This is a genomic window from Streptomyces sp. ISL-1 (assembly GCF_018614585.1).
GTDB lineage: Bacteria > Actinomycetota > Actinomycetes > Streptomycetales > Streptomycetaceae > Streptomyces > Streptomyces maoxianensis.
Genome location: NZ_JAGGOI010000016.1, coordinates 127,972 through 153,346 on the forward strand (window position 1 = coordinate 127,972; position 25,375 = coordinate 153,346).

Annotated in this window: 24 protein-coding genes; 10 read left to right on the forward strand and 14 right to left on the reverse strand. The window is 71.6% G+C overall.

Features of this window, described 5'->3' with window-relative positions:
* Positions 1-20: 20 nt before the first annotated feature.
* The 4 genes from J7E87_RS13620 to J7E87_RS13635 form a co-directional block, all read right to left on the reverse strand.
* Entirely contained in the window at positions 21-2,051 is a 2,031-nt protein-coding gene (locus J7E87_RS13620; protein WP_215093512.1) for a TerD family protein, read from the reverse strand.
* Positions 2,052-2,148: 97 nt separating this feature from the next.
* Positions 2,149-2,727: a TerD family protein gene (locus J7E87_RS13625; protein ID WP_215093514.1), complete on the reverse strand. Its 579-nt coding sequence runs from the start codon at positions 2,725-2,727 to the stop codon at positions 2,149-2,151.
* 137 nt (positions 2,728-2,864) lie between these two features.
* The gene (gene uvrB / locus J7E87_RS13630; protein ID WP_215093516.1) at positions 2,865-4,985 is read right to left on the reverse strand and encodes an excinuclease ABC subunit UvrB; all 2,121 of its coding nucleotides are present in this window, start codon (positions 4,983-4,985) and stop codon (positions 2,865-2,867) included.
* Between the two features lie 76 nt (positions 4,986-5,061).
* Positions 5,062-5,940 (reverse strand): MHYT domain-containing protein, encoded by an 879-nt coding sequence (locus J7E87_RS13635; RefSeq protein ID WP_215093518.1) that lies wholly within the window; start codon positions 5,938-5,940, stop codon positions 5,062-5,064.
* Between the two features lie 243 nt (positions 5,941-6,183).
* Here J7E87_RS13635 and J7E87_RS13640 point away from each other — a divergent pair, with 243 nt between their 5' ends.
* From J7E87_RS13640 to J7E87_RS13660, 5 genes are all read left to right on the forward strand, one after another.
* Complete coding sequence (locus J7E87_RS13640; protein WP_215093520.1) at positions 6,184-7,089, forward strand: glycerophosphodiester phosphodiesterase family protein; 906 nt, start codon at positions 6,184-6,186, stop codon at positions 7,087-7,089.
* A 37-nt stretch (positions 7,090-7,126) separates the two neighbouring features.
* Complete coding sequence (locus J7E87_RS13645) at positions 7,127-7,657, forward strand: methylated-DNA--[protein]-cysteine S-methyltransferase (RefSeq protein ID WP_215093522.1); 531 nt, start codon at positions 7,127-7,129, stop codon at positions 7,655-7,657.
* A 290-nt stretch (positions 7,658-7,947) separates the two neighbouring features.
* The gene (locus tag J7E87_RS13650) at positions 7,948-9,207 is read left to right on the forward strand and encodes an MFS transporter (protein WP_215093524.1); all 1,260 of its coding nucleotides are present in this window, start codon (positions 7,948-7,950) and stop codon (positions 9,205-9,207) included.
* 99 nt (positions 9,208-9,306) lie between these two features.
* Entirely contained in the window at positions 9,307-10,221 is a 915-nt protein-coding gene (locus J7E87_RS13655; protein WP_215093526.1) for a pseudouridine-5'-phosphate glycosidase, read from the forward strand.
* A complete protein-coding gene (locus J7E87_RS13660) occupies positions 10,218-11,147 on the forward strand; it encodes a PfkB family carbohydrate kinase (RefSeq protein ID WP_215093528.1) in 930 nt (309 codons plus the stop codon). The genes J7E87_RS13655 and J7E87_RS13660 overlap by 4 nt, the downstream gene beginning before the upstream one ends.
* Positions 11,148-11,183: 36 nt before the next feature.
* Here the strand turns inward: J7E87_RS13660 and J7E87_RS13665 are convergent, their stop codons facing one another.
* Both J7E87_RS13665 and J7E87_RS13670 read right to left on the reverse strand, forming a co-directional pair.
* Positions 11,184-11,822, reverse strand: a complete 639-nt coding sequence (locus tag J7E87_RS13665) for a uridine kinase (protein WP_215093530.1) — start codon at positions 11,820-11,822, stop codon at positions 11,184-11,186.
* Between the two features lie 7 nt (positions 11,823-11,829).
* Entirely contained in the window at positions 11,830-12,306 is a 477-nt protein-coding gene (locus J7E87_RS13670; RefSeq protein ID WP_308312927.1) for a cupin domain-containing protein, read from the reverse strand.
* On the opposite strand from J7E87_RS13670, the gene J7E87_RS13675 reads away from it, so the two are divergent.
* The gene (locus J7E87_RS13675; protein WP_215093532.1) at positions 12,305-12,616 is read left to right on the forward strand and encodes a hypothetical protein; all 312 of its coding nucleotides are present in this window, start codon (positions 12,305-12,307) and stop codon (positions 12,614-12,616) included. The two genes, J7E87_RS13670 and J7E87_RS13675, sit on opposite strands and share 2 nt — an antisense overlap.
* Here the strand turns inward: J7E87_RS13675 and J7E87_RS13680 are convergent.
* On the reverse strand, positions 12,585-13,568 hold the full coding sequence (locus J7E87_RS13680) for a D-2-hydroxyacid dehydrogenase family protein (RefSeq protein ID WP_215093534.1): 984 nt from the start codon (positions 13,566-13,568) through the stop codon (positions 12,585-12,587). The two genes, J7E87_RS13675 and J7E87_RS13680, sit on opposite strands and share 32 nt — an antisense overlap.
* 35 nt (positions 13,569-13,603) lie before the next feature.
* Here J7E87_RS13680 and J7E87_RS13685 point away from each other — a divergent pair, with 35 nt between their 5' ends.
* A complete protein-coding gene (locus tag J7E87_RS13685; RefSeq protein ID WP_215093536.1) occupies positions 13,604-14,251 on the forward strand; it encodes a DUF2293 domain-containing protein in 648 nt (215 codons plus the stop codon).
* Positions 14,252-14,409: 158 nt separating this feature from the next.
* Here the strand turns inward: J7E87_RS13685 and J7E87_RS13690 are convergent, their stop codons facing one another.
* Positions 14,410-15,063: a chaplin gene (locus J7E87_RS13690; protein WP_215093538.1), complete on the reverse strand. Its 654-nt coding sequence runs from the start codon at positions 15,061-15,063 to the stop codon at positions 14,410-14,412.
* A gap of 289 nt (positions 15,064-15,352) precedes the next feature.
* Here J7E87_RS13690 and J7E87_RS13695 point away from each other — a divergent pair, with 289 nt between their 5' ends.
* Positions 15,353-15,826, forward strand: a complete 474-nt coding sequence (locus J7E87_RS13695; protein ID WP_374195171.1) for a DUF3574 domain-containing protein — start codon at positions 15,353-15,355, stop codon at positions 15,824-15,826.
* Between the two features lie 30 nt (positions 15,827-15,856).
* Here J7E87_RS13695 and J7E87_RS13700 read toward each other — a convergent pair whose 3' ends face one another.
* Both J7E87_RS13700 and J7E87_RS13705 read right to left on the reverse strand, forming a co-directional pair.
* A complete protein-coding gene (locus tag J7E87_RS13700) occupies positions 15,857-17,038 on the reverse strand; it encodes a cytochrome P450 (protein WP_215093542.1) in 1,182 nt (393 codons plus the stop codon).
* 38 nt (positions 17,039-17,076) lie between these two features.
* Positions 17,077-17,427 (reverse strand): MerR family transcriptional regulator, encoded by a 351-nt coding sequence (locus J7E87_RS13705; RefSeq protein WP_215093544.1) that lies wholly within the window; start codon positions 17,425-17,427, stop codon positions 17,077-17,079.
* A 93-nt stretch (positions 17,428-17,520) separates the two neighbouring features.
* On the opposite strand from J7E87_RS13705, the gene J7E87_RS13710 reads away from it, so the two are divergent.
* Together J7E87_RS13710 and J7E87_RS13715 are read left to right on the forward strand one after the other, a co-directional pair.
* Entirely contained in the window at positions 17,521-18,456 is a 936-nt protein-coding gene (locus J7E87_RS13710) for an SDR family NAD(P)-dependent oxidoreductase (RefSeq protein ID WP_251017376.1), read from the forward strand.
* A gap of 98 nt (positions 18,457-18,554) precedes the next feature.
* On the forward strand, positions 18,555-19,088 hold the full coding sequence (locus J7E87_RS13715) for a hypothetical protein (RefSeq protein WP_215093546.1): 534 nt from the start codon (positions 18,555-18,557) through the stop codon (positions 19,086-19,088).
* Between the two features lie 68 nt (positions 19,089-19,156).
* Here the strand turns inward: J7E87_RS13715 and J7E87_RS13720 are convergent, their stop codons facing one another.
* From J7E87_RS13720 to J7E87_RS13735, 4 genes are all read right to left on the reverse strand, one after another.
* Positions 19,157-19,690 (reverse strand): hypothetical protein, encoded by a 534-nt coding sequence (locus J7E87_RS13720; RefSeq protein ID WP_215093548.1) that lies wholly within the window; start codon positions 19,688-19,690, stop codon positions 19,157-19,159.
* A 225-nt stretch (positions 19,691-19,915) separates the two neighbouring features.
* Positions 19,916-21,163 carry an SWIM zinc finger family protein gene (locus tag J7E87_RS13725; protein WP_215093550.1) on the reverse strand — a complete coding sequence of 416 codons (1,248 nt, stop codon included), beginning with the start codon at positions 21,161-21,163 and terminating at the stop codon, positions 19,916-19,918.
* Complete coding sequence (locus J7E87_RS13730; RefSeq protein ID WP_215093639.1) at positions 21,160-24,012, reverse strand: DEAD/DEAH box helicase; 2,853 nt, start codon at positions 24,010-24,012, stop codon at positions 21,160-21,162. Before J7E87_RS13730 ends, J7E87_RS13725 begins: the two co-directional genes overlap by 4 nt.
* 208 nt (positions 24,013-24,220) lie before the next feature.
* On the reverse strand, positions 24,221-25,183 hold the full coding sequence (locus J7E87_RS13735; protein WP_251017377.1) for a slipin family protein: 963 nt from the start codon (positions 25,181-25,183) through the stop codon (positions 24,221-24,223).
* Between the last annotated feature and the right edge of the window lie 192 nt (positions 25,184-25,375).

Genomic DNA, 25,375 nt, shown 5'->3' on the forward strand with positions numbered 1-25,375 from the left:
GCGGGCTTCAAGTGCGCAGGTCAGCGACGCCAGGAGCGACGGGCCGCGACCACTTGGTCCAGCACCTGGCGCAGCACGGCGCTGCCCGGCGGCACCGTGAGCGGCTCGTACGTCCAGGCGTGCCGGACCCACGGGTCGGCCAGGTGGTCGTCCGGGACAGGAGTGATGCGCAACAGCGAGCGCCAGAGCGGGTCGAGCACCGGTCCGTACGCGCTCGCGTCCTCGCGGTCCGCGACCATCAGCAGATGGACTCCGACCGCCGGGCCCTCGTCGGCGAGGTAGCGCAGCTGGGTGACCGCGCGGTCGTCGAAACCGTGCGGGAAGTCGTTGACGATCAGCAGCTGTTCCGCCGTGTCCAGGTCGGGCGGAAGCGAGTCGGCCGCGCCGCCGCGGACCGCCATCGTCACCAGGTCCACCCGCTGGGTGAGCTTGGCGAGCGTGTCGCTCACGCCCTGTGCGCCGGCCGCCGGCGGGCCGGCGAGGGCCCCGGAGCCGACCAGCGGGGCGAGCGATGGGGCCGCCGTGCCCGCCGGGTCGATGACATGGACCGTGAACTCGCCCGGTGGATAGACCGCGAGCAGCCGGGCCGCGTGAGCGACCGCGCAGTCCAGGGCGAGCCGGCGCAGCTGTGCCTCGTCCAGCACGATCGCCGCCTCGGAACCGGAACGTCCGCTGTCCACCCACAGCCCCCGCTCCAGCGGCAGCCGCACCAGGAACGGAATGCGCAGCTCGGGGCTCTCGGGCAGCTGGAGATCGCCCAGGCGCAGCGCCATCGGGATCTCCATCGGGACGCGGTACGCATGCCACGCCGGGTTGTCCCAGCGGGCGAAGGCGGGCGGCAGCGCGGGCTCGACGACCTCGGACTCGGCGGTGAGCTGGGCCAGGTCGCGGTCCAGAGCCTGACGGGCCCGGTCGGTCAGCTCCTCGCACTTGGCGCGGGCCGCCTCGCGGGCGGCGTCCCCCGTGCCGCCGATGCGGCTGCGCGGGTCGGAGAGCACCTGGTCGAGTTCCTGGTCCAGTCGGCTCTCGGCGAAGTCGACGGCGCTGCGGTACGCGGCGACGCTGCGGGCCAGGTCCTCGAACATGCCCCAGACCTGGTTGTAGAGCCGCTCCTCCATGGACCAGCCGGTGGCGTCGCCCGCGACCGGCGGGGCCGGTTGCCCGGGCCGGGCGGGCGCGGCGGCCGGGGGCGGCGACGGGGGTGCGACGGACTGACGCCGCGGGTGCGCGTAGTTGATCGGGCCACCCGGCGGCTGCGGCGCGTCGGGTGTGGGCGTGGGCTGGGAGCTCGCGGCGCCGGCGGCCGACAGGCCGTCCCGGAGGGTCGCGTCCGGCCCGGGCGCAAGCGTCGCGTCCGGCCCGGCCGTCTGGTTCGGCCCCGGCGTCTGGTTCGACCCGGGTGTCTGGTTCGACCCGGGCGTAGGGTTCGGCCGCGGTGTGGCCGGCCTGGTGTACGCGCCGTCGGCGGCGCTCGTACGCAGCTGCGCCGGCTCCGCCCGGGGTATGCGCACAGCCACCGTCTCCTGCACAGCGGTGGCCGTCTCGCGGGCCTTGCGCAGCCCCTGGTCGGCCAGCAGCTCCGCGAGCCCGCCCGCGTACCCCTGGCCCACAGCGCGCACCTTCCAGGCACCCTGACGGCGATACAGCTCGACCGCGACGAGCGCGGTCTCGGCGTCCAGGCCGGTGATGGTGAAGCTGGCCAGCTCGGCGTCGTCCTGGCCGGTGACGACGACGAAGGGGGCCGCGGTGGCGCCGAAGTGGGCAGGGCCGCCGGCGCCTTGGGGGAGGGCGAGCAGCACATTGACCTGATGCACCGCCTCGGGCACCGCGTCCAGATCCACGGTGAACCGGGGCGCTTCGGTGGCCCGCCGGGACACCTCGATGCCGGGCAGCGTGGGTGCGCCGGGGTGCGCGATCCACTCGTCCCGCACTGCCCCGTGCGGGTCGGAGCAGGTGGCGCAGGCCACGACCGGATGGCCTGCCGACACCCGAATCTCCAGACGGGTCTGGGGCAAGGGGTGGTTCTGCCCCCGAACCAGCTCGGCCGTCATCGCTCTGTCCCCTCAGTGCTGTGCGGTGGTGGTGAGCGGTGCAGCTCCCGGCGGCCTCGTGCCTCCGGGAGCTGCGTGTCCTCCGTACGCGCCGTGCCTACAGGTGCGGAAGGATCGCCGGCATCAGGTCCTGGAAGGTACGGCCGTTGGCCGGGGTGCCGACGGCGGTCATCTGCCAGCCGCCGCCCACACGGTGCACCTTCGCCATGATCTGAGCGGTGTACTGACCACCGCCGGTGAGCGTGTAGCGGGCGAGCTCCTGGCCGTTGGTCTCGTCGACGATGCGGCAGAACGCGTTCTGCACCTCGGCGAAGGTCTGCCCGGTGAAGGAGTTCACCGTGAAGACGATCTGGTCGATGTGGACCGGCACCCGCTGGAGATCGACGAGGATGGCCTCGTCGTCGCCGCCCGAGCCCGCTCCGCCGACCAGGTTGTCCCCGGTGTGCCGGACGGAGCCGTCGTCGCTGACGAGGTGGCGGAAGAAGACCACGTCCACCGGCTGCTTGTCGGCGAACAGCACGGCCGACGCGTCGAGGTCGACCTCCCTCGTGCGCGACCCGAACAGTCCACGGCGAGGGGCCGCCTGCCAGCCCAGGCCCATCCGCACCGCACTCAGTTCGCCCCCGTCGGACTTCTGCAGGCTGATGCCCTGTCCCTTGGACAAGTTGACGCTCACGCGCTGTCCCCTCTCAGAACGTTCCCCTCGCCCGGCTGTCTGGGCGGTTGGACTGAAACCCTACGCAGTGGCGCCGACAGCGCAGCAGGGCTGGTTCGTTTTTGTGTCGGTCTTGAAACACACCAGGTGCGTGGGGCTCAGGCGAGGCCCGCCTCCTTCATCTGGCGCAGCTCCTTCTTCAACTCGCTCACCTCGTCGCGCAGCCGCGCGGCGATCTCGAACTGCAGGTCGGCCGCAGCGGCCCGCATCCGGTCGGTCATCTCCTCGATGATCCCGGCCAGTTCGGCCGCGGGCCGGTCGCTGAGCACCTCGCCCGTCTTGCCGCCCCGGCCGCCGAGCGCCGGGACCGGCGCCTTGGCGCCCTTGCCGGGCTTGTCCGCCTTCGCCTGGCGGTAGCCGGTGCCGAGCAGCTCTTCTGTGTCGAGTTCCTCGCGCGCGATGGTCGCGACGATGTCGTTGATCTTCTTGCGGAGCGGCTGCGGGTCGAGGCCGCGCTCGGTGTTGTACGCGACCTGCTTCTCCCGGCGGCGGTTGGTCTCCTCGATGGCCTGTGCCATCGCCGGGGTGATGGTGTCCGCGTACATATGGACCTGGCCGGAGACATTGCGCGCCGCGCGGCCGATGGTCTGGATCAGCGAGGTGCCGGAGCGCAGGAAGCCCTGCTTGTCGGCGTCGAGAATGGCCACGAGTGACACCTCGGGGAGGTCGAGGCCCTCACGCAGCAGGTTGATGCCGACCAGCACGTCGTACTCACCGGCGCGCAGTTCGCGCAGCAGCTCGACCCGGCGCAGGGTGTCGACGTCACTGTGCAGGTACCGGACCTGGATGCCCATTTCGAGGAAGTAGTCCGTGAGGTCCTCGGCCATCTTCTTGGTGAGGGTGGTGACCAGGACACGCTCGTCCTTCTCCGTGCGCAGACGGATCTCGTGCACCAGGTCGTCGATCTGGCCCTCGGTGGGCTTGACGACGACTTCCGGGTCGATCAGTCCGGTGGGGCGGATGATCTGCTCCACGAAGCCGTCGCCGCGGGAGAGTTCATACTTCCCCGGGGTCGCCGACAGGTAGACCGTCTGGCCGATCCGCTTCTGGAACTCCTCCCACTTCAGCGGCCGGTTGTCGAGGGCGGACGGCAGCCGGAAGCCGTGGTCGACCAGGGTCCGCTTGCGCGAGGCGTCGCCCTCGTACATCGCGCCGATCTGCGGGACGGTGACATGCGACTCGTCGATGACGAGGAGGAAGTCCTCGGGGAAGTAGTCGATGAGGGTGTTGGGCGCGGAGCCGGGGCCCCGGTCGTCGAAGTGCATCGAGTAGTTCTCGATGCCGGAGCAGGAGCCGATCTGGCGCATCATCTCGATGTCGTACGACGTGCGCATGCGCAGCCGCTGGGACTCCAGCAGCTTGCCCTGCTTGTCGAGTTCGGCGAGGCGCTGCTCCAGCTCCACCTCGATGCCGTTGATCGCCTTCTCCATGCGCTCCGGGCCCGCCACATAGTGGCTGGCCGGGAAGACGTACAGCGACTGGTCCTCGCTGATGATCTCGCCGGTGAGCGGGTGGAGGGTGGAGAGCGCCTCGATCTCGTCGCCGAACATCTCGATGCGGACGGCGAGCTCCTCGTAGACCGGGAAGATCTCGATGGTGTCGCCCCGGACCCGGAAGGTGCCGCGCGCGAAGGCCACGTCGTTGCGCGTGTACTGGATGTCGACGAAGCGGCGCAGCAGCTGGTCGCGGTCGATCTCCTCGCCGACCTTGAGGGGCACCATCCGGTCGACGTACTCCTGCGGGGTACCGAGGCCGTAGATGCACGAGACGGAGGCGACCACGATCACATCGCGACGGGTGAGCAGGGAGTTCGTCGCGGAGTGGCGCAGCCGCTCGACCTCCTCATTGATCGAGGAGTCCTTCTCGATGTAGGTGTCCGACTGCGGGACGTACGCCTCGGGCTGGTAGTAGTCGTAGTACGAGACGAAGTACTCGACGGCGTTGTTCGGCAGAAGCTCTCGGAACTCGTTCGCCAGCTGGGCGGCCAGGGTCTTGTTCGGCGCCATCACCAGGGTGGGGCGCTGAAGCTTCTCGATCATCCAGGCGGTGGTCGCCGACTTGCCGGTGCCGGTTGCGCCCAGCAGGACGACATCCTTCTCACCTGCGCGGATGCGCCGCTCCAGGTCGGCGATGGCCGCCGGCTGGTCGCCGCTGGGCTGGTAGGAACTGACGACCTCGAAAGGCGCCACCGTACGTTCGATCTTGGAAACGGGCCGCATTAATCCACCGTACGACCCACCACTGACAACCGGAGGCGATCGACGACCGGAGGCGATCCGCTGTGGGCTCGGACACTCACCAGTCGCCGGACCGCTGCGAGCCCCGGCGGGGGGACCGGTCGGCGGCCCAGGCCGCGGCCTGTCCCTGCCGCTGCCCGGCGTGCTGCGCGGGCACGCCGGGGCGGGCGGGGATCCCCTGGGGGCTCTGCTGCCAGTCCGGCCGGCCCATGACGAGGAGCGGGTCGAACATCACCACCACTGCGGCGAGCAGCAGGAAGACCACCGGGCCGACCAGCATGGGGGCGAGCAGTGTGGCGGCCGATTCGCCGGTGCCGGCCGAGCCGGCCGCCCCGTGCAGGTGGACGCTGACCGCCGCCATCCCGGTGTAGTGCATGCCGCTCACGGCGATGCCCATCACCAGGCTGGCGCCGAGGCTCGCCAGGAAGCCGTGGACCATCACGGCCGCCCAGAGGGCCGAGGTGGCGGCCACGACGGCGATGACCACGGAGAGAACGACGGTAAGCGTGTCGTACTCGACGCGCCCCTGCAGTCGCATTCCTGCCATACCGAGGTAGTGCATGGACGCCACCCCGAGGCCGGTGATCGTGCCGCCGGTGACCAGGGCCATGCGGGTCGCGCCGCGGTATCCGACGATGAAGATCCCGATGCCGGCCATCACGATGGCGACTGCCAGGCTGGCGAAGGTCGTCGGTCGGTCGTAGCCGACGGGGGCCTCGGCGACGGTGAAGCCCATCATCGCGGTGAAGTGCATCGTCCAGACGCCCGAGCCGATGGCGGTCGCGCCCAGGGCGAGCCAGCCGGGCTTGAAGGAGCCGCCGTCGTGGATCGACCTGGTGGTGCAGCGCAGGCCGAGTGCCCCGCCAAGGCATGCCATCACATAGGCCGCCACGGGTGTGACGAGGCCGTAACTGAATCCGTCGACAGTCCCCTGCATGCCCCTAAGCCCTTCGCTCCTTGTGATCCCCGCGATCCCTGACGGAACGTCTGGTCCGGGGGCGAGAGTAGGGCTCTCGCCACGGTAAGCAAACAATTGAACAGAGATTTATCGACACAGAGACCGTCGCGTGATGCGCTCCGGGCGGTTCCGTTCACGTTCCGGCCATACTTCGCCTGTTCTTCGTTGGCCGTCAACTGTCACCCTCGGCCCGTCCGCGACCCGACGCCGTGAGGAGTCAAGGTGTACGCACGACCCGCCGCAGCAACGGCCGCCGCCGTCCTGGGAGTCAGCGCGCTGCTGCTTCCGGGCCCCGCCGCCGAGGCCGCCGCCGAGGCCACGACCCAGACCGCTGCCCAGACCGCAGGCCGGCACTGTGAACCCCTTGTAATCGCCCACCGGGGCGCCTCCGCGTACGCGCCCGAGAACACCTTCGCCGCCATCGATCTCGCCGCCGACATGGGGTTCGCCTGGGTCGAGAACGACGTCCAGCGCACCAAGGACGGCGAGCTGGTCGTCGTCCACGACGACTCACTGGCGCGGACCACCGACGCGGAACAGCGCTTCCCCTCGCGCGCGCCGTGGAAGATCAAGGACTTCACGGCCGCCGAGATCGCCACGCTGGACGCGGGCAGCTGGTTCGGCGCGAAGTGGGCGGGCGCGCGGGTGCCGACGCTCAGGCAGTACCTGAACCGGGTCGACGAAAACGGCCAGAAGTTGCTCCTGGAGATCAAGAAGCCCGAGCTCTACCCGGGCATCGAGAAGGACACCCTGCGGGTGCTGCGCGAGGAGGGCTGGCTCGACCGCCTCCACGTCAAGCACAAGCTGGTCATCCAGAGCTTCGGCGCGGACAGCGTGAAGGCCGTGCACCAGCAGCGGCCCGACATCACAACCGGCTTCCTCGGTACGCCCGCGGTCGCCGATCTGCCGTCATACGCGGCGTTCACCGACCAGATCAACCCTTCGCACACCTCCATCTCGGCCGAGTACGTGGCCGCGGTGCACCGGCTCAAGGGCGCGCACGGCGAGCGGCTGTGGATCAGCACCTGGACCGTGAACGACGCGGCCGGGGCGGCGCGGGTGAACGGCTTCGGAGTGGACGGCATCATCACCAACAACCCGGACGTCGTTCGGGACGCGGTGGACTGAGCCGGCACTGTCAGTGCCCGGTCGTACGGTGGTTCGCATGAAGAGCTTCGAGTGGACCGTCGTGGACACGGACATCGGGCCGTTGCTGCTCGCCGCGACCGAGGAGGGCCTGGTGAGCGTGGTCTTCCATGCCGACGCGGCGATACGGGACAGGGCGCTCGGGCAGTTGGCGGGGCGGCTGGGCGCTGAGCCGGTTCAGGACGAGGCCGGCCTGCTGGCCGAGCCGATACGCCAGGTGAAGGCGTACTTCGCGGGCGGACTGCGGGAGTTCGACCTGCCCCTGGACTGGTCGCTGTCCGGCGGGTTCAACCGGCAGGTTCTGCGGGAGCTGGCCAACGGCGTGCCGTTCGGCACGGTCGTCGGATACGGCGACCTGGCTGCCCGGGTGGGCCAGCCGGGCGCCGCGCAGGCCGTGGGCGCGGCGATGGGCTCCAATCCGCTGCCGGTGGTCGTGCCGTGCCACCGCGTGGTGGAGACGGACGGCGGGCTGGGCGGGTTCGGGGGCGGTCTGGAGACCAAGCGGAAGCTGCTGGCGCTGGAAGGGGTGCTGCCCGAGCCGCTGTTCTGACGGGGCCTGCACCCTGGCAACCGGTCCGGGTGCCGAGGCCATACGGTTTCGTACGCGCGTACGGGCTGGCACACTGCGCCAGTGACCACCAGCCCTGACGCACCTGACATATCCGATGCGCCTGCCGCAGTCGTTGCGGGAGCAGTCGCCCCTGCCGCGACCGCGTTCGCCGGGAGCCCGGCCGCCTTCGCGAGCCCCTTGGTGGCCAGTCTCCCGACTGCCCCCGCGACCGCCCTCGTGGCCGGTCCCGCAACCGGTCCCGCGGCCGGCGGTGGAACGGCGTACGCGCGGTGACATCCATCGACAAGGCCGCGGTTCCCGCGCCGGTGCCGGCCGACGAACTGCCCGCGCTGCGGCGGCGGATCACCGCGGTGCTCATCGCCAGCCAGATCCTCGGCGGGCTCGGCGTCGCGACCGGGATCGCGCTCGCCACCGTGCTGGCGCAGCAGGTGAGCGGGACCGAGGCGCTGGCCGGTCTCGCGCCGACCGCCACTGTGGCCGGGACCGCGCTGCTGTCCATGCCGCTGGCCGCGCTGATGACGGCCCGCGGGCGGCGGCCCGGGCTTGTACTCGCGTATCTGCTGGGCGCATTGGGCGCGGGCGTGGTCGTGCTCGCCGCGGTCGTCGAGAACTTTCCGCTGCTGCTCCTGGGCATGGCCCTCTTCGGCGCCGGCTCGTCGGCCAATCTGCAGGCGCGCTTCGCGGCCGCCGACCTCGCCGAACCCGAGCGGCGCGCCCGTGCCATCTCCAATGTCGTGTGGGCGACCACGATCGGGGCGGTGCTCGGCCCGAATATCGCGGCGCCCGCGGGCCGCAGCGTGTCCGGTCTCGGGATACCGGCGGCCGCGGGGCCGTTCTTCTGGGCTGCCGGGGTGTTCCTTGTCTCCGGGGTCATGGTCCTTGTCCTGCTGCGTCCCGATCCGCTGCTGACCGCCCGCGCGCTGTCCCCTGCCGATCGCTCTCCCGAGGGGCGCTCGCTGCGGGCCGGGGTGCACGCCGTGCGTGAGTCGCCGATGGCCCGGCTGGCGCTGGTCACCGTCGCCGTCTCGCACACCGCGATGGTGTCGATCATGTCGATGACCCCGGTCGCGCTCAGTCACCACGGCGCGGGCATCCAGTTGATCGGCTTGGTGATCAGCGGCCATATCGCGGGCATGTACGCGTTCTCGCCGGTGATGGGCTGGCTGGCGGACAAGGCCGGCCGGCTCGCGGTGATCGGCCTGGCGGCCGGGCTGCTCTGCACGGCCGCACTGCTCGCCGGTACGGCGGGGGCGAGCCACGGGCAGACCGCCGCCGGGCTCTTCGTCCTCGGACTCGGCTGGTCGGCGGGCCTGGTGTCCGGCTCCACGCTGCTCACCGACTCCGTGCCGCAGCCCGCCCGGGCCGCCGTGCAGGGCCTGTCCGACCTGACCATGAACACAGCGGCGGGCGTCGGCGGCGCGGCCGCCGGACTGATCGTCGCGCAGGCGGGCTACGGCTGGCTGAACGTGGTCGCCGCGTGCCTGTTGCTGCCGATGGCCGCCCTCGCGGTACGCAGAGCGCTCAGCTGACTGTTCCGCTCCTGCCCACGCACCACCTCGCCCTCGCCCCCGCCGTGGGTGAACTTGGTACTGGGTTTGGACGCGGCGCTCCCGTGCCAGGGATGGGACATGCTGCTGAGAACCGAAGTGACTGAAGTGTCCACGGAAGTACAGGAAGCGCTCGCCGCGCAGCGGCCCGTCGTGGCCCTGGAGTCGACGATCATCGCGCATGGACTGCCGCGTCCGCACAATCTGGCCGTCGCCGAGGAGTTGGAGGCGCTCGTACGGTCCGTGGGCGCCGTCCCCGCCACCATCGCGATACTGGACGGAAGGATCCATATCGGCCTGGACAAGCGCCAGTTGGAGCGGGTCGCGGGAGACGACGACGTACGCAAGCTCGGTCAGCGGGACCTCGCACCCGCGCTGGCGGCCGGGGTGAGCGGGGCGACAACCGTGTCGGCGACGGCGTTTTTGGCGGCGCGGGCCGGGATCCGGGTCTTCGCCACCGGCGGACTCGGCGGGGTGCACCGCGAGTGGACCGAGACGCAGGACGAGTCGGCGGATCTGCGGGTGCTGGCGCAGACCCGCATCGCGGTGGTGTGCGCGGGCGTGAAGTCGGTCCTGGACGTGCCCGCGACGCTGCAGCGGCTGGAAACGCTGGGCGTCGGGGTCCTCGGGTACGGCACCGACCGGTTCCCCGGCTTCTATCTCACTTCCTCCGGGCAGCCGGTCGACTGGACGGTCCGTACGCCGGAGGAGGTGGCGGAGGTGATCCGGGCGAAGGAGGCGCTGGGCGGGCCGGATTCGGCGCTGATCGTCGCGAATCCTGTCCCGGAGGCGGAACAGCTGGATCCGGCGCTGCACGACCGGGTGCTCGGCGAGGCACTGGACGAGTGCCGGGAGCGGGGCATCAGCGGCCAGGCCGTGACCCCGTTCCTGCTCGACCATCTGATGCGCAGGACACAAGAGGCTTCGCTGGAGGCCAATGTGGCGGCGGTGCGGGGGAATGTGCGGCTGGCGGCGCGGATCGCGGCGGCGCTGTGACGGTCGCCGCGGGCGGGTTGCTGGTCATCGGCGATGTGGTCACCGATGTCGTGGCCCGGCACCGGACACCCCTCGCCAACGGGACGGACACGGCGGCCCGGATCCGCATCCTGCCCGGCGGGGCGGGGGCCAATGCGGCGTGCTGGGCGGCGCGTTGGGGCTGCCGGGACGTCCGCCTCCTCGGCCGGGTCGGCCGCGACGGGGCGGGCTGGCACGAGTCGCGGCTGCGCGCCGCGGGCGTACGGCCGCTCCTCATCGCGGACGCCGAGGCCCCGACCGCCACGGTCATCGCGCTGGTCGACGCGACCGCGGAGCGGACGTTCCTCACCGACAGCGGTGCGGTGCTGCGTATCTCCGCTGCCGACTGGTCGCCGTCGCTGCTCGACGGCGTCGGCCATCTGCACCTCTCCGGCTATCTCCTCTTCTCCCCCGCCAGCCGTCAACTGGCCCGGCTCGCCCTGGAGTCGGCGCGGGCCCGTGCGATCGCGGTGAGCGTGGACCCGGCCTCGGCGGGATTCATCGGGGAGCTCGGCGTGGACCGCGTGTCGGCAGCGCTCGCGGGCGCGGACGTGCTGTTCCCGAACGCCGACGAGGCCCGCCTCCTCACCGGCCTGCCCGACCCTGCCGACGCGGCCGCGAAGCTGAGCCGCCTTGTCCCGCTGACCGTCGTCACGCTGGGCGCGGACGGCGCGCTGGTCGCCGAGTCCGGCACCGTCACGGCGCGCGTCCCGCCGGTCATGGCGGTAGCGGTGGACTCGACGGGTGCGGGCGACGCCTTCACCGGCGCGTTCCTCGCCGCCCGGCTGTCCGGCGCGGACGCGGCGACGGCCGCGGCGGAGGGCTGCCGGGCGGGCGCGGAGGCGGTGACGCTGATCGGCGGCCGACCGCACAGCCCGGATGAGGCTGATCGACGGCCGCCCGCCTGAGGTCCAGCGGAAGCGTCCGCACGCCCGGGCCCAGGCTCAGCGGAGGCCGCCCCACGCGGGATGACGCGGATCATCGGCCCGTACGACCACATCGGCGGCCTCCGCCGGCCCCACCTCGTCCTCGTACCGCCCGAACGCGGGCAGCGTCCAGCGCTCGCTCTCCGGCGTACGCCGTCGCAGCGCCGCGGGCGACAGCCGCAGATGCACGCTCAGATCGAGCGGGAACCAGTGCCCGAGCAGAAATGGCCCATGCAGCAACAGCACGCCGTCGGACGGGAGTTCGACATACGGACTGCGCGTCGCCCGGTCGGTCACGGGATCCCACAGATCGGGCAGCACGCGCCCGCTGCCACCGGCTTCCAGCGGCCCGAAGACCTCCCGCCACAGCGCCCCGGTGTCGAACCACCCGCTGTAGTACGTATCGGGGTCCTCGCGCCCGTACTCGTACCGCAGCGAAGCGGGCCGCACAAACCCCTCGGCCCCGACGACAAGAACGCTCCGCCCCCGCAACCGCAGCGCCTCCCCGACCCGCCGCGCCAGCTCTCCACCCCGCGCCGCGGGCGCCCCGTCGACGCCGACCCGCAGCCAGGAACTGCCGTCCTCGGCCTTCCCCGCCAGGGCCCGGTCGGCCAGGGCCTCGGTCAGCCGCTCCCAGGTGATCGCTTCGAGTCGCACCCGTCCATCATGCTCCGGCGCAGGCCGGCGCGTCGGCGTCGATCGACAGCGGGCTGCCCTTGGGCAGCAGATACGTCACGTACAGCACGACCGGCTCGCTGCCCAGGTTGCGCCCGATGTGCCGGTGGTGCGCGCCGGCGGGCTCGATGAAGGCGGTTCCCGCCGGTGTCACCTCGACCGAGCAGTCGTCCAGGGTCCGGGTCAGCGTCCCGGACTTGACGACGGCGAGAAGCTGTCCGGGGTGGTGGTGCCAGCCGGTGGAGCCGCCCGGCGCCACCGTGATGGTCCGTACGACCACATCCGTACGGCCCTTGGCCTTCAGCTTCAGCGTCCCCTCGGACACGCCCTGCGCCAGCACCGTGCCCGTGACCCCGCTGCCGGGTGTCGCGTTCGCGGCGGACGGCACGGTGGCGAGCGCCGCCAGGCACCCGACAAGGACCATCGCCGTACGCGTACGCCCCTGCCGCCCGACTCTGCCCAGCATGTCCTTCAACCCCATGGACCTCATCGCGCGCCTCCAACTCATAGGCACGGCCGGGGCGTTCCCTCGCGAACGCCCGCCCGCACTGTCGCCGAAACCGCCTCAAGGTACCGGACAGGCTCCCGCCCATGTCCCGGTACGGGCCGCCTGCTCCGCGTCCGTTCATACCCGGTTCGCCCGCGGGCAGTCCTCCGTCGAGGTGACGAACCGCATGCACGAGGCGACAGACGAGGCGGACCGGTCGCAGCGATCGGAGCGGGCCCGCGAGACGCTGTCCGAGTTCATCGAGGCGGCTGCGCCGGGGGTGAGGTGAGGGTGCGCGGCGGGCGGCCTTCGAGATATCCGGCGATGTCCTCGACGGCCTGCTGGAAGTACACCTCGTAATTGCGCCGGGTGACATAGCCCAGGTGCGGCAGGCCGAGGAAGTTCGGCGCGGTGCGCAGCGGGTCGTCGGCCGGGAGCGGCTCGTTCTCGAAGACGTCGGAGCCCACCCCGGCGATCCAGCCGTCGCGCAGTGCCTGTACGAGCGCCGCCTGATCGACGATCGTGGCCCGCGAGGTGTTGACGAGATATGCGGTGCGCCGCATCCGCTTGAGCTCGCTCGCCCCGATCAGACCGCGGGTGCGGTCGCTGAGCTGCAGATGCACGGAGACGAAGTCACCGGCCTCGAGCAGCTCCCCGAGGGAGTGCGCGCGTACGACTCCGTGCTCGGCGGCCCGCTCGTCATCGAGGTTCTGGCTCCAGGCGATCACCTCCATGCCGAACGCCTGGCCGACGCGGGCGACTTTCGCGCCGATCTTGCCGAGGCCGATGAGGGCGAGCCGGCGGCCGTGCAGATCGGCGCCGACCGTCGACTGCCAGGGGCCGCTCCGGTGGAAGGCCGATGCCTCCCGCTCCACCTGGCGGGCCAGACCGAGGATGAGCGCCCAGGTCAGCTCGACGGGCGGTTCGGAGTTGCTGGCGGTGCCGCAGACGGTGACGCCGTGCCGGGCGGCGGCTTCGAGGTCGATGGAGGCATTGCGCATGCCGGTGGTGATCAGCAGCTTGAGACGCGGCAGTCGGGCGAACAGCGATCCAGGGAAAGGGGTCCGTTCGCGCATCGCGACGAGGATCTCGCAGTCCCCGACGGCTTCGGCCACCTCGTCCTCGTCGGCGAAATGACTTCGCACCGACCGGACTTCGACCTCCCCCGCGAGGGCCGCCCAGTCCGCCATGGAGAACGCGACGCCCTGGTAGTCGTCGAGCACGGCACAGTGCAGCGTCATGGGAGCGGAGCGTACCTGGTGGGTACCCTCCGGGCATGGACCTGGTGGTGATCGAACCACTGAAACAGCGGCATTGCGCGGAGTGCCGTAGGGGGCCTCTTCCGCTGCATCTGCTGGAGTTCAACGCGTCGATCTGTCTGGAATGCGCGGACCTTGCCCACCTGGTGTACCTGCCGCAGGGCAGCGCGGCACTCACCCGCCGTGCCCGCGAGGCGAGTTCGCTGTGTGCGGTGGTGGTCCGCTTCAATCGCCGCCGCAAGCGGTATGAACGCCAGGGGCTGCTCGTCGAGGAGGCGGCGCTGACCAGGGCCGAGTCCGCGTGCCTGGCGGACGCGGATGCGCGGGCCCGCCGCCGCGAGAGGGACGCGGTGCGCAGGGCGGCCGAGGACGTACGGTTCACCGCCTGCCTCGCCGCCGAGATCCTGCGCCTGTTTCCCGGCTGTCCACCCGCCCGCGCCCAGCACGTCGCGGCGTACGCCTCGTTGCGCGGCAGCGGCCGAGTGGGCCGCACCGCGGCGGGCCGCTCCATGGAGGAGGGTGCGGTCACGGCCGCGGTGCGGGCGTCCGTACGGCATCTCGATACGGAGTACGACGCCCTGCTGATGGCCGGGGTCGCCCGCCACGAGGCGCGGACTCGGGTGGCGGCGGTGATCGAGGGGGTGCTGGCGTCCTGGCGCGCTTAGGCGGCGCGCCAGGACGGGGGGAGCCTTCCGGATTCGGCCGAGCGCTCGGGCTGGGCGCCGCTCCCGGGATGGGCGCGGCGCCCGGACTCGGCCGAACACGCGGACTGGGCGCGGCGCCCGGACTCGGCTGGGCACGCGGACTCGGCCGGCGGCTCCGCCTAGGCGCGGCGCCCGGACACCCGGGTGGGCCGGCAGCGGCGGTAGAGCACGACGCCGCCGAGCAGCATCGCGGCACCGGCGGGCAGGGTGTACGCGACTCCTCCGGCACCGGTCCGGGCGAGCGCCACGTCGGAGCCGGGTGCCTGGGGACGCGGCGCCGGGATGTGCGGCTTGACGGCCTTCGGCGGGGTGGCGGGCCGCGGCCGGACGGGCGGCTTGCCGGGGGTGTTGGACGAGGAATTGCCGATTGCGGCGTTCCCGATGCCGACGACGTTCACGGAGTTCCCGGTGACGTTGACAGGGATATCGATGGGGATTCGGACAGTGTTGCCGCCCAGGCCCCCGGGGGAATCCTCGGCCCCGCCTTCGGCGGTGGTGCCGGAATGCCCGGCCTGCGAACCCCCGTCGCCCTGGCCGGTGTTGGCGCAGGAGTTTCCAGCGGCCGGGTTGAGCACCCCGACGACATTGACTGTGTTGCCGCACACATTGACCGGGACGTGCACGGGAAGCTGCACCGTGTTGCCGGCCAGCAGTCCCGGCGAACGGGCCGCACCGCCGTCCGCGTTCGAGTCGGCGTGCGCGTAGCCCGAAATGGCGAGCGCGCCACCCGTGAGCATCACGGTGGCCAGACCCTTTCGGTGAACCTGCCTCATGGGTTCCCTGCCTTCAGAAGACGTTCACGGGCACTCGCCCGCACCGGAATAACGCCATGCGACCAATAGGGTTATGGCACATAAACCTTTCACTCTTTCGAGTGTGCGGATTGTCGAACTGGCGGTCGTGGCGGCACGTCGGTCCGGCTCTGCCCGCGATATCGAGGGATGCGCTCGTGCGGGTGGATTCCGGACGAATTCGGCTCCCCGCGCATTGTTTCGTGGCCCGCTTGCCGCACCCACAAACACCTGGTGCCGCCCCGCGGCTCCTGATGAAAGGACCGCTCCCGTGCTCACCTTGAAGCAGCGCACTCTCCTCGCCGTCGCCGCGGCCACCGTTGCCGTACTGGCAGTGGGTGCGCCCGCCTCCACCGCCGCGCTCGGCAGCGAACAGGCCAAGGCGTCCAGGCCCTCTGCCACGGCGGCACGCGGTGCCGTGTACATCGAGACGCGGCTCCTCTTCGGTACGGAGCGGCCCGACGGCGGGCCCGATGTGAACGACGAGCAGTTCATGGCCTTCATCGACCGGAATGTCACGCCGGGCTTCCCGTCCGGGCTGACGGTCCAGGACGGCCGCGGACAGTGGCGGGACTCCAACGGCACCATCGAGCGGGAGCGTTCGTACGAGCTGATCCTGCTCTACCCGGCCATGGAGGCACACGTACGCGACGCGCTGATCGAGCGGATCCGCGAGGCCTACGTCGCGGCGTACGCACAGGACTCGGTGGCCCGGCTGGACGAGCCGACGCTCGCCGACTTCTGAAAGCGCGGGACTCCCGCGAGCGCCCCGGGCTCAGTAGCGGACAGGCAGGGAGAGCAGCCCTCTGGCGCGCATCGAAGGCCGCCACCGCAGTCCGCCGGGCGGGATGTCGAGTGTGAGCCCGGGGAAGCGCTCCAGGAGCGCGGCGAGAGCGATCTCCGTCTCCATCCGGGCCAGGGGGGCGCCCAGGCAATAGTGAATGCCGTGGCCGAGGGCGAGGTGACCGGTGGCGTCGCGGCCGATGTCGAGGCGGTCGGGGTCGGTGAAACGGTGCGGGTCGCGGTGGGCGGCTGCGAGCGACAGCAGGACAGTCTCGCCCGCCGGGATCACGACGCCGCCGATGGTGATGTCCTCAACGGGGAAGCGTCGGATGGCCAGCGGGACGGGGCCGTCGTAACGGGCAAACTCCTCGACGGCGCCGCCCAGTCGGGCGGGGTCGGCGCGCAGCGCGTCCAGCTGGTCCGGGTGGCTGAGCAGGGCCAGGGTGGCGTTGCCGATGAGGTGGACGGTGTTCTCGTATCCGGCGAAGAGGATGAGGAAGGCCAGGGACATCAACTCGTCCTCACTCAGCCGGTCTTCCTCATCGCGTACCGCGATCAGAGCGGAGAGCAGGTCGTCGGCCGGGCTGGTCCGCTTGCGGGCGATGAGCTGGGTGAAGAACGCCAGCATGGCGCCGACCGCTTCCTTCGCCCGTGACGGCTCGGCAGGGTCCGGGGCAACCAGGACATCGGTCCACACCCGGAAATCGCGCCGGTCCTGCGGCGCTACGCCGAGCAGGTCGCAGATGACGGTGATCGGCAGCGGCGCCGCGTACGAGGCGATGAGGTCGGCGCGGCCGTGCGGGGCGATGGCGTCCAACAGCTGGTCGGCTGTCTTCCGGATCGGCTCGCGCAGCTGCGCGATACGGCGCGGGGTGAACGCCCGGGACACCAGACGCCGGATACGGGTGTGGTCGGGCGGGTCCATGTTGAGCAGATTCGCGTCCAGCGCCGGCGGCAGCGCGAGCCCCCGGTAGCCGCCGGGTGCCGCGTTGCGCTTGTCCAGGGAGAGCCGGGGATCGGCAAGTGCGTGGCGTACGTCGTCGTAGCGGGTGACCAGCCAGGCGGGCAGCCCGTCCGTCCCGGCGATGCGGTGCACAGGGCCCGCCTCACGCAGCCGCGCGTACGCGGCGTACGGATCGGCCGACAGCTCGCTCGTTGGATCTTGGAGTGCCATGGCTCCACCCTAGACAGCGGCGAGCAACACGGGCCCGGTCAGGCGAAGTTCTCGCTGAGGTAGTGGGTGAGGGCATCGCTGGTACGGGACAGCTCCGCGGCCTGCGCGGAAACGCTGTCGCGGATCCCGCGGATATTCGCCAGCAGTGTGGAGCACGCCTCGGGCTGTCGTCCGGCCGCGCCTTCGCAGGGCAGGATGTCGCGGATCCTGTCGGTCGGCAGGCCGATTGCCAGCAACGCACGGATACGGAAGACCACTTCGGGCGCTTCAGGTCCGTAGTCGCGATACCCATTGTCCCGGCGTTCGGACGTGAGGATGCCCTGCTGCTCGTAGTAGCGCAGCGAGCGGGTGCTGACGCCGGTCGCTCGGCTCAACTCGCCGATCCTCATGCTTCCCCCTCGCAGTCGCTGACCGCCCGGACGCTGCCTTGCCCCTGACGCGGGCTTGACCTTGACGCTGATGTCAAAGTTTAGCGTCGGCGCATGAGCACTCGATCTCCCCGGTTTCCTGCCCTCTCATGGTCCACCGATGACATGCCCGACCTGGCCGGACGTACCGCCGTCGTCACCGGCGCCGCAAGCGGTCTCGGACTGGCGATCACACGATCGCTTGTCGCCCATGGCGCACGGGTCGTCATGGCGGTGAGGAACACAGCCAAGGCCGAACAGGTGCGCGCCGAACTGTCCCAAGGTCCGGGTGAAGCGGTGGTGATGGAACTCGACCTGCTCGACCTGGCCTCGGTGCACCGGTTCACGGCCGCGGTGCACGACCGGTTCGCGGCGGTCGACCTGCTGATCGAGAACGCCGGGATCAGCAGCCAGTCGCTCACGCTGAGCGCCGAGGGGGTGGAGAGCCAGTTCGCGACGAACCACCTGGGCCACTTCGCGCTGACCGGTCTGCTGCTGGATCTGCTCGGCAAAGGCCATGATCCGCGGATCGTCGTCGTCGCATCCGCGCTGTATACGCGAGCCGGCTTGGACCTGGACGACCTCGACGGTACTGGCACCTACTCACCGGGCCGGGCCTACAACCGCTCGAAGCTCGCCAACGTGCTCTTCGGCCGCGAACTCCAGCGTCGACTGGAAGCGCTGGGCTCCACGGTCAGAAGCTTCGTCGCCCACCCGGGCATGGCGAAGACACCGCTGCACACCACCTACCCCTCACCCGCGCTGCGGCTCGTGACGAAAACAGTGGCGGGGCTGATCGGACGGCCCGCAGAACAAGCTGTCGTTCCGATCCTCTACGCCGCAACCTCCCCCGACGCGGTGCCGGACAGCTTCTACGGCCCGACCGGCCCCAAGCTCCACGCGCGCGTGCAGCCCGCGGCGTTCACCGGCCCGGGCCTCGACCACGACACAGCCTGGGCCCTCTGGGAGAAATCACAACAACTCGCGGGTGTCCACTACCTCGACGGCTGAGCGGGCAGGACCACGGTCCCCCAGGACGGTTTGCGGGCGGGCGACGCAAAGCTACGGCGACCGCCGTATTCCGGCCCCGCAGTGGGCAGTTCTTCCCCATGACGGATCGCCCACTGCTCCTTCTCGACGTAGACGGCCCCCTCAACCCGTACGCGGCACGTCTGCCGCGCCTGCGCGGCTATGCGACACACCGCCTGCACCCCTCGTACTGGCTCTCCAACCAACCCGCGGGCTCCCGCCGCCACCGCCGCGGCCTGCGCATCTATCTCAACCCCGCCCACGGGCCGCGGCTGACGGGCCTCCCCTTCGAACTGGCCTGGGCGACCACCTGGATGCACGAGGCCAACACCATGATCGCCCCGGGCATCGGCCTGCCCGCCGACCTCCCGGTGATCGAGTGGCCGGAACTCTTCGCCAAGGACCCGGACGGGCTGTACTGGAAGACCCGGCCGCTGCTGGAGTGGGCGGCGGGCCGCCCGTTCGCCTGGGTGGACGACATGATCACGGGCCTGGACACGGCACACGTCGCGGCGCACCACGACGCTCCTGCGCTGCTGTTGCGGATCCATCCGCGGCGGGGGCTGCGGGAGGGGGACTTCGCGGCGCTGGTCAGCTGGGCGGAGGGCTTGTGACCCGCCGGGCCCCCGGTGACGCTGGGAGCGCCTGCTGCGACGGCCGGCCTGGTATGCAGGCTTCCTGGTTACGCTCGCTCGGCCGACCTGCCGGCCGGGTCGGTGAGGAGGCCGAGCAGCGTCTCGCGGTGGAGGTCTGCGATCGGGCCGAGAAGGTCCGGGTGGCGCAGCAGCGGCGCCGCGCGGTGATCGCGAGGGCTGGGAATTGTCAGCCGACGCGCATTGCCTACGCTGCCCGCGCCGTGGTGGGTGGCGGCGAGGCAGGCCGCTGCCACGGCGGCGAGATCGGCGTCGGCCAGCAGGCAGGCCGCCCAGCTGACGACAGTTTCGTCCACCTGGGTGCGCCAGGCGTACTCGGCTCCCTCCAGCGGGTGGGCATCGGCGCCGGTGACGGAATCCAGCCGGCCGGAACCGCCGGGGCCGAGCAGGTGCAGCAGTTCGGCGTCCAGCACGGTGGGGTAGCGCAGGGCGGCCGCGATGGTGGCCGCGTGCCGTGCCTGGGCTTCGGCCAGGGCGTGGTTCAGCGCTCCGGCTTCCGGCGGGAAGGCCGACAGCAGCCAGCGCGTGGCGGCAGCTATGACTGGCGAGAGATCACTGGGCATGGTGGACCGTCCTTTGAACGTGCCCGCCATGGTTCTGATACCTGTGCGTGATCCGGCGCGAGCACTCGCGAGCCGGGGTGCGTGTGGCAGGTAAGCGTAAGGCGGCCGCCAGAGCGACGACAGGACGTACGTCACAGCCGGGGTGCCCGTCACTTCCCCCGGCCGTACGGCCACGGCCGGTCCCCCTTCGGCCGGGTGCGGTCCTGACGCGGGAAGCCTGGTCGGTCACCTGTCCAGCAGTGCCGTGAGCGCTCCCACCGGGTCGGCGTCGGGGGTGCCGCGGGGCCACCAGTCCTCGCGGTCCGGGTCCGATTCATAGCCGTACCAGAGGCCGTCGCGGCCGAAGCGGAGTTGGAGGGAGCGGGTGGACAGGTGGTTGCGCCAGGGGCGGAAGTGGGGAAAGTCGGCGGCGATCAGAGCCGGGCGTGCGCGGTCGAACGGGCCGGCGGGCGGGTCCCAGGGCTCTTCGAGTACCGCGAGGGCCGCGCGACCACCCTGCCGCCAGGCGGCCACCGCGCGGGCCAGGTCGGTGGGGGTGTGGTCGGTTGCGGCGGCGAGGTCGCGGTAGAGGGCCCGGGTGGACGCGGTCAGGCCCGAGCCGGGGTGGGCGGCGGCAAGCCGGACCGCGTCCTGCCACTGGGTCAGCTGTGCGGTGGGGTCGTGGCCGGTGGTGAGGAGCGTGTGCGCGCGGGCGGCCGCCTCGGTGGCCAGGAGGTCCAGGGCGAGGGGGTCGGGAGCGCCGGGCGTGTGGGGGTAGGCCGGCGGGCGGCCCGGGTGGCTGGGCGCGGGGAACGGGGGCGGGAGAGCCGGGAGCGTGCGCGGGGCGAGCGCCTCGTGGGCCGGGACCGTCGGCAGGGGCACGGCGGCCGCGGCGCCGGTCCGCTCGGCCGCTGACCGGGTCGCGTTGCGATGGGAGAGGTCGGCGAGGATTTCGCGTTCACCTCGGCCGCGCATCAGGAACAGAACGAACGGGTCCTCGTCGAGCAGCCTGGCCGTCTGGTAGCAGAGCGCGGCCGCGTGCTTGCAGGGGTAACCGTCGTCGGGGCAGGAGCAGTCGGGGATCAGATCGCCGGGCGTGGGCAGGAGGTCCGCAACGGCTGCCAGCGCATGCGGTACGTCCTTGTCGAGCAGCGCCGCGATGTGGTCGGGGCGGGCCGCCGCCGCGGCCAGGAAGTCGTTCCAGTCGTCGTCGGTGAGCGTATGCAGGCGGATCTCCGTGCGGTACGGGCGCGGCCTGGTGCCGTGGACGTACGCCATGACCCGGCCCGGTGTGACCGTGATCGCGTCGACATGGCCGCGGCCCGCGTACGCGCGGCCCCTGGTCAGCCGAGCCCGGTCCAGCGCGGTGTCCTCCAGCGCCTCCACCCAGGCGTTGCCCCACCAGCTGGATGCGAACTCCTCGCCGGCGAGGGGCTCCAGGGCCGGGAACGTCCGCCGGCGGTCGTCGTAGCGCGAAGGCGTGCGCGGCGTCATGACGGCCTCCGCAGCGAGACGAGGTCGGACAGCTCACGGTCGGTCAGCTCGGTCAGGGCGGCCTCGCCGGAGCCGAGGACCGCGTCGGCCAACGCCCGCTTGGACGCGAGCATGTCGGCGATGCGGTCCTCCACCGTGCCCTCGGCGATCAGCCGGTGGACCTGCACGGGCTGTGTCTGGCCGATGCGGTACGCCCGGTCCGTCGCCTGGTCCTCCACCGCCGGATTCCACCAGCGGTCGAAGTGCACGACATGGCCCGCCCGGGTCAGATTCAGGCCGGTGCCGGCCGCCTTGAGGGAGAGCACGAAGACCGGGACCTCGCCGGACTGGAAGCGGTCCACCATACGCTCGCGCTCCGCCACCGGCGTTCCCCCGTGGAGGAGTTGGGACCCGATCGCCCGGGACGTGAGGTGCGCCGAGAGCAGGCGCGCCATGGAGACGTACTGGGTGAAGATCAGGACCGAGCCTTCCTCGGACAGGATCGTCTCGAGGAGTTCGTCGAGGAGTGCGAGCTTGCCGGAGCGGCCGGCCAGCCGCGCGGCGCCGTCCCCCGCACTGTGCTCCTTCAGGCTGTGCTCTTTCAAATACTGCGCGGGGTGGTTGCAGATCTGCTTGAGGCCGGTCAGCAGCTTCATCACAAGCCCGCGCCGCGCGATGCCCTCAGCGCCCTCGATCGCCGCCATCGTCTCCCGTACCACCGCCTCGTACAGCGACGCCTGCTCCCGGGTGAGCGCCACGGGATGGTCTGACTCCGTCTTCGGCGGCAGCTCGGGCACGATGCCCGGGTCGGACTTCTTGCGACGCAGCAGGAAGGGGCGGACCAGCCGGGACAGCCGCTCGACTGCTTCGTCGTCCTCGCCGTTCTCCACGAGGCGTGCGTGGCGGGCGCGGAATGCCTTCAGCGGGCCGAGCAGTCCCGGGGTCGTCCAGTCCAGCAGCGCCCACAGCTCGGAGAGGTTGTTCTCGACGGGTGTGCCGGTCAGCGCGACCCTGGCCGGGGTGGGAATGGTGCGCAGGGCCTTGGCGGTCGCCGAGAAAGGGTTCTTGACGTGCTGCGCCTCGTCGGCGACGACCATCCCCCAGGTGTGCGCGGCCAGCCGGTCCGCGCTCGTGCGCATCGTGCCGTACGTGGTGAGGACGAAGCCGCCGTCGAGCTCGGGCAGGGTGCGGTCGGTGCCGTGGAAGCGGCGCACCGGCACGCCGGGGGCGAAGCGGGTGATCTCCCGCTGCCAGTTGCCGAGCAGGGACGCGGGGCAGACGACCAGCGTCGGGGCCGTGCGGTCGCGGTGGAGGTGGAGGGCGATCAGGGTGACCGTCTTGCCGAGGCCCATGTCGTCGGCGAGGCAGCCGCCGAGGCCGAGCGATGTCATCAGGTCGAGCCAGGCCAGGCCCCGCAGCTGGTAGTCGCGCAGCGTGGCGGCGAGGGCCGGCGGGGGTGCGACCGGGGTGGAGGCCGCGGTGAGCCGGTCGCGCAGGCTCGCCAGCGCGCCCGTCGGCACCGCCTCCACCGTCTCGCCGTCCACGTCCGCCGTGCCGGTCAGCGCCACCGCCAGCGCGTCGACCGGCTGCAGCAGCCCCAACTCCCGCTTGCGCGCTTTGCGTACGAGATCGGGGTCGACTACTACCCACTGGTCCCGCAGCCGCACGATCGGGCGGTGCGACTCGGCCAGCGCGTCCATCTCGCGCTCCGTCAGTGGATCGCCGTCGAGCGCCAACTGCCAGTTGAACTTGAGCAGTTCGTCGCTGTCGAAGAATGGTGTGCCGTCGGTCGCCGAGCCCGGCGCGGGCCGTACGACGGCGGCGGCCGAGAGCGTACGGGCCAGCTCCTTCGGCCAGTGCACGGCCACCCCGGCCGCCGCCAGCTGTGCCGCCCCCGGCCCCAGCAGCTCGTACAGCTCGTCCTCGGTGAGCGACAGCACATCGGGCACGTCCCGCTCAAGGAGGCGGGCGAGCGGTGGCCAGACCCGGGCCGCGCGGCGCAGCGCCAGCACCGCGTCGATCCGGGCGCGCGGCCCGAAGTGCTTGTCCCCGTCGCCTGCCCACAGCCGGGCCGCGTCGATGACGAGAGTCGGATCGGCGAGGCTGTGCACCTGCACGAGGGCCGCCCCGGCATTGCGCTCCGACCCGTCCTCCTCCCCGATGTCGAAGAGCTCGAACGCGGAGAGGTCGAGGCGCAGCGAGACCCGCACTCCCGCGTCCATGCCCGCCGCGGCCTCCGCCGCCCACTCCCGCGCCTCGGGCAGGTGCTGGGCGGTGGCAGCCGCGAACGGCGCCCCCGCGGCGTACGCCGCGGCCGGCGTACGCGGCAGGGTGTCGGCGACCGCGTCGAAGAACGACCTCACCAGCGTCTCGGGGTCGGGCAGCCGGGGCAGCCCCAGTTCGGGGTCGGGGCCGGGGACCGGGACGGCATGCGCCTCGTACGGCATGGCGGCGGCGATGGCCCGCAGCTGGGCGATGTCGTTGGCGTCCAGGGGGCCCGCGCGCCATGCGTCGTGATCGGCCGCGGTCAGTCCGGGCAGCAGCCTGCCCCGGGCCACCAGATGGACGGCGTGCAGTGCTGCCGCGCCCCAGCAGGCCGCGGCGGGGTGCGCGGCCGGGTGGTGGCGGGCGCGGGTCAGCAGCGGTACGGCCTCGGCGACCGGCAGCATCAGGGCGGGGACGGTGCGGCTGCGGACGTCTGCGCTCGCGCCTGTCTCTGTGCCGTCGCGGCCTACGACGGTGAGTTCGCCGGGCGCGCCCCGGAGCCGGTCGCCGTCCGGGTCCCAGAAGGCGACCCGACCCTCACGCGGCAGCGGCGCGGGAATGAAGACCGCGGCACAGGTGTGCAGCGTCTCCCGCAGGCTCAGCATGTCGGACGTCACAGAGTCACCTCCCACCCACAGGTCGTATACGGCTGTACCGAAGTACTGGTCTACGACCTTACGGGTGGGGTCTGACAACGAGCCCCCGCCGACCGCTCGCGCGCTTCGCGACCTGCGACGACGGTGCGGCGAGGGGCCTTCGGGCCGCGGACGCCGAGCGCTTCGCGACCTGCGACGACAGTGCCGTGACGGGCCTTCAGGCCGCAGGCGGCACCGAGGGCGGTGCGAGCGGCGGGACGGCCTGCGGCGGTGGCGGCGCCTGAGCGGGTTCGCGTGCCGGTGCCTGTGAGGGCTGCGCCTGTGACGACTCCACTTGCGGCGGCTGCCGGGACTCCACGGCCTGCGGATCCACCGCCTGTGAGCCGCCCTGCGACCCCGCCACCTGCTGTTCCCCTGACTGCGGAGCCGCCCGTTCCAGGAAGCGCAGCAGTTCGACGGGGAAGGGCAGTACGAGGGTCGAGTTCTTCTCCGCGGCAACCGCTACCACGGTCTGGAGCAGCCGCAGCTGAAGCGCGGCGGGCTGTTCCGCCATCACCCCGGCGGCCTCCGCCAGTTTCTTGGACGCCTGGAGTTCGGCGTCCGCGTTGATTACCCGGGCCCGCCGCTCACGGTCGGCCTCCGCCTGCCGCGCCATCGACCGCTTCATCGCCTCCGGCAGCGAGACATCCTTGATCTCCACCCGGTCGATCTGCACACCCCACCCGATCGCCGGACTGTCGATCATCAACTCCAGCCCCTGGTTCAGCTTCTCGCGGTTCGACAGCAGATCATCCAGATCACTCTTCCCGATGATCGACCGCAACGACGTCTGAGCCATCTGCGAGACCGCGAACCGGTAATCCTCCACCTGCACCACAGCATCAGCGGCGTCGACAACCTTGAAATAGATCACCGCGTCGACCCGCACCGTCACGTTGTCCCGGGTGATCCCGTCCTGCGCGGGCACCGGCATCGTCACGATCTGCAGATTGACCTTACGCAGCCGGTCCACAAACGGCACGATCATGGTGAAGCCGGGTCCGCGCACGTCATTGCGCAGCCGGCCGAGGCGGAAGACCACGCCTCGCTCGTACTGCTTGACCACCCGGGCCGCCGCCATCACATACGCCAGACAGCCGGACGCGGCCACCACGCCGGCCGTCACCAGCTCCTCGACCATCAGGGCACCCCCTACTGTCCGAGCCGCATGCTAAATAACACGGTATGCCCGGTATACCCCGTCGAGCCAGCCCCAAGCGCCACAGGGCCGCTGAGGCGCAACAGAGGAAGGCCGCACCCACCGGTCGCGGGTGCGGCCTTTCCCGAGCGGGTCGAGCGGGTCGAGCAGACGGACCGGGTCGAGCCTGCAATC

Coding starts and splice junctions, on each gene's coding strand:
- J7E87_RS13620 (WP_215093512.1), bottom strand. CDS start 2,051: ATGACGGCCGAGCTGGTTCGGGGGCAGAACCACCCCTTGCCCCAGACC.
- uvrB (WP_215093516.1), bottom strand. CDS start 4,985: ATGCGGCCCGTTTCCAAGATCGAACGTACGGTGGCGCCTTTCGAGGTC.
- J7E87_RS13635 (WP_215093518.1), bottom strand. CDS start 5,940: ATGCAGGGGACTGTCGACGGATTCAGTTACGGCCTCGTCACACCCGTG.
- J7E87_RS13645 (WP_215093522.1), top strand. CDS start 7,127: ATGAAGAGCTTCGAGTGGACCGTCGTGGACACGGACATCGGGCCGTTG.
- J7E87_RS13655 (WP_215093526.1), top strand. CDS start 9,307: ATGCTGCTGAGAACCGAAGTGACTGAAGTGTCCACGGAAGTACAGGAA.
- J7E87_RS13675 (WP_215093532.1), top strand. CDS start 12,305: ATGTCCTTCAACCCCATGGACCTCATCGCGCGCCTCCAACTCATAGGC.
- J7E87_RS13670 (WP_308312927.1), bottom strand. CDS start 12,306: ATGCTGGGCAGAGTCGGGCGGCAGGGGCGTACGCGTACGGCGATGGTC.
- J7E87_RS13680 (WP_215093534.1), bottom strand. CDS start 13,568: ATGACGCTGCACTGTGCCGTGCTCGACGACTACCAGGGCGTCGCGTTC.
- J7E87_RS13685 (WP_215093536.1), top strand. CDS start 13,604: ATGGACCTGGTGGTGATCGAACCACTGAAACAGCGGCATTGCGCGGAG.
- J7E87_RS13690 (WP_215093538.1), bottom strand. CDS start 15,063: ATGAGGCAGGTTCACCGAAAGGGTCTGGCCACCGTGATGCTCACGGGT.
- J7E87_RS13700 (WP_215093542.1), bottom strand. CDS start 17,038: ATGGCACTCCAAGATCCAACGAGCGAGCTGTCGGCCGATCCGTACGCC.
- J7E87_RS13705 (WP_215093544.1), bottom strand. CDS start 17,427: ATGAGGATCGGCGAGTTGAGCCGAGCGACCGGCGTCAGCACCCGCTCG.
- J7E87_RS13710 (WP_251017376.1), top strand. CDS start 17,521: ATGAGCACTCGATCTCCCCGGTTTCCTGCCCTCTCATGGTCCACCGAT.
- J7E87_RS13715 (WP_215093546.1), top strand. CDS start 18,555: ATGACGGATCGCCCACTGCTCCTTCTCGACGTAGACGGCCCCCTCAAC.
- J7E87_RS13720 (WP_215093548.1), bottom strand. CDS start 19,690: ATGCCCAGTGATCTCTCGCCAGTCATAGCTGCCGCCACGCGCTGGCTG.
- J7E87_RS13725 (WP_215093550.1), bottom strand. CDS start 21,163: ATGACGCCGCGCACGCCTTCGCGCTACGACGACCGCCGGCGGACGTTC.
- J7E87_RS13730 (WP_215093639.1), bottom strand. CDS start 24,012: ATGCTGAGCCTGCGGGAGACGCTGCACACCTGTGCCGCGGTCTTCATT.
- J7E87_RS13735 (WP_251017377.1), bottom strand. CDS start 25,183: ATGGTCGAGGAGCTGGTGACGGCCGGCGTGGTGGCCGCGTCCGGCTGT.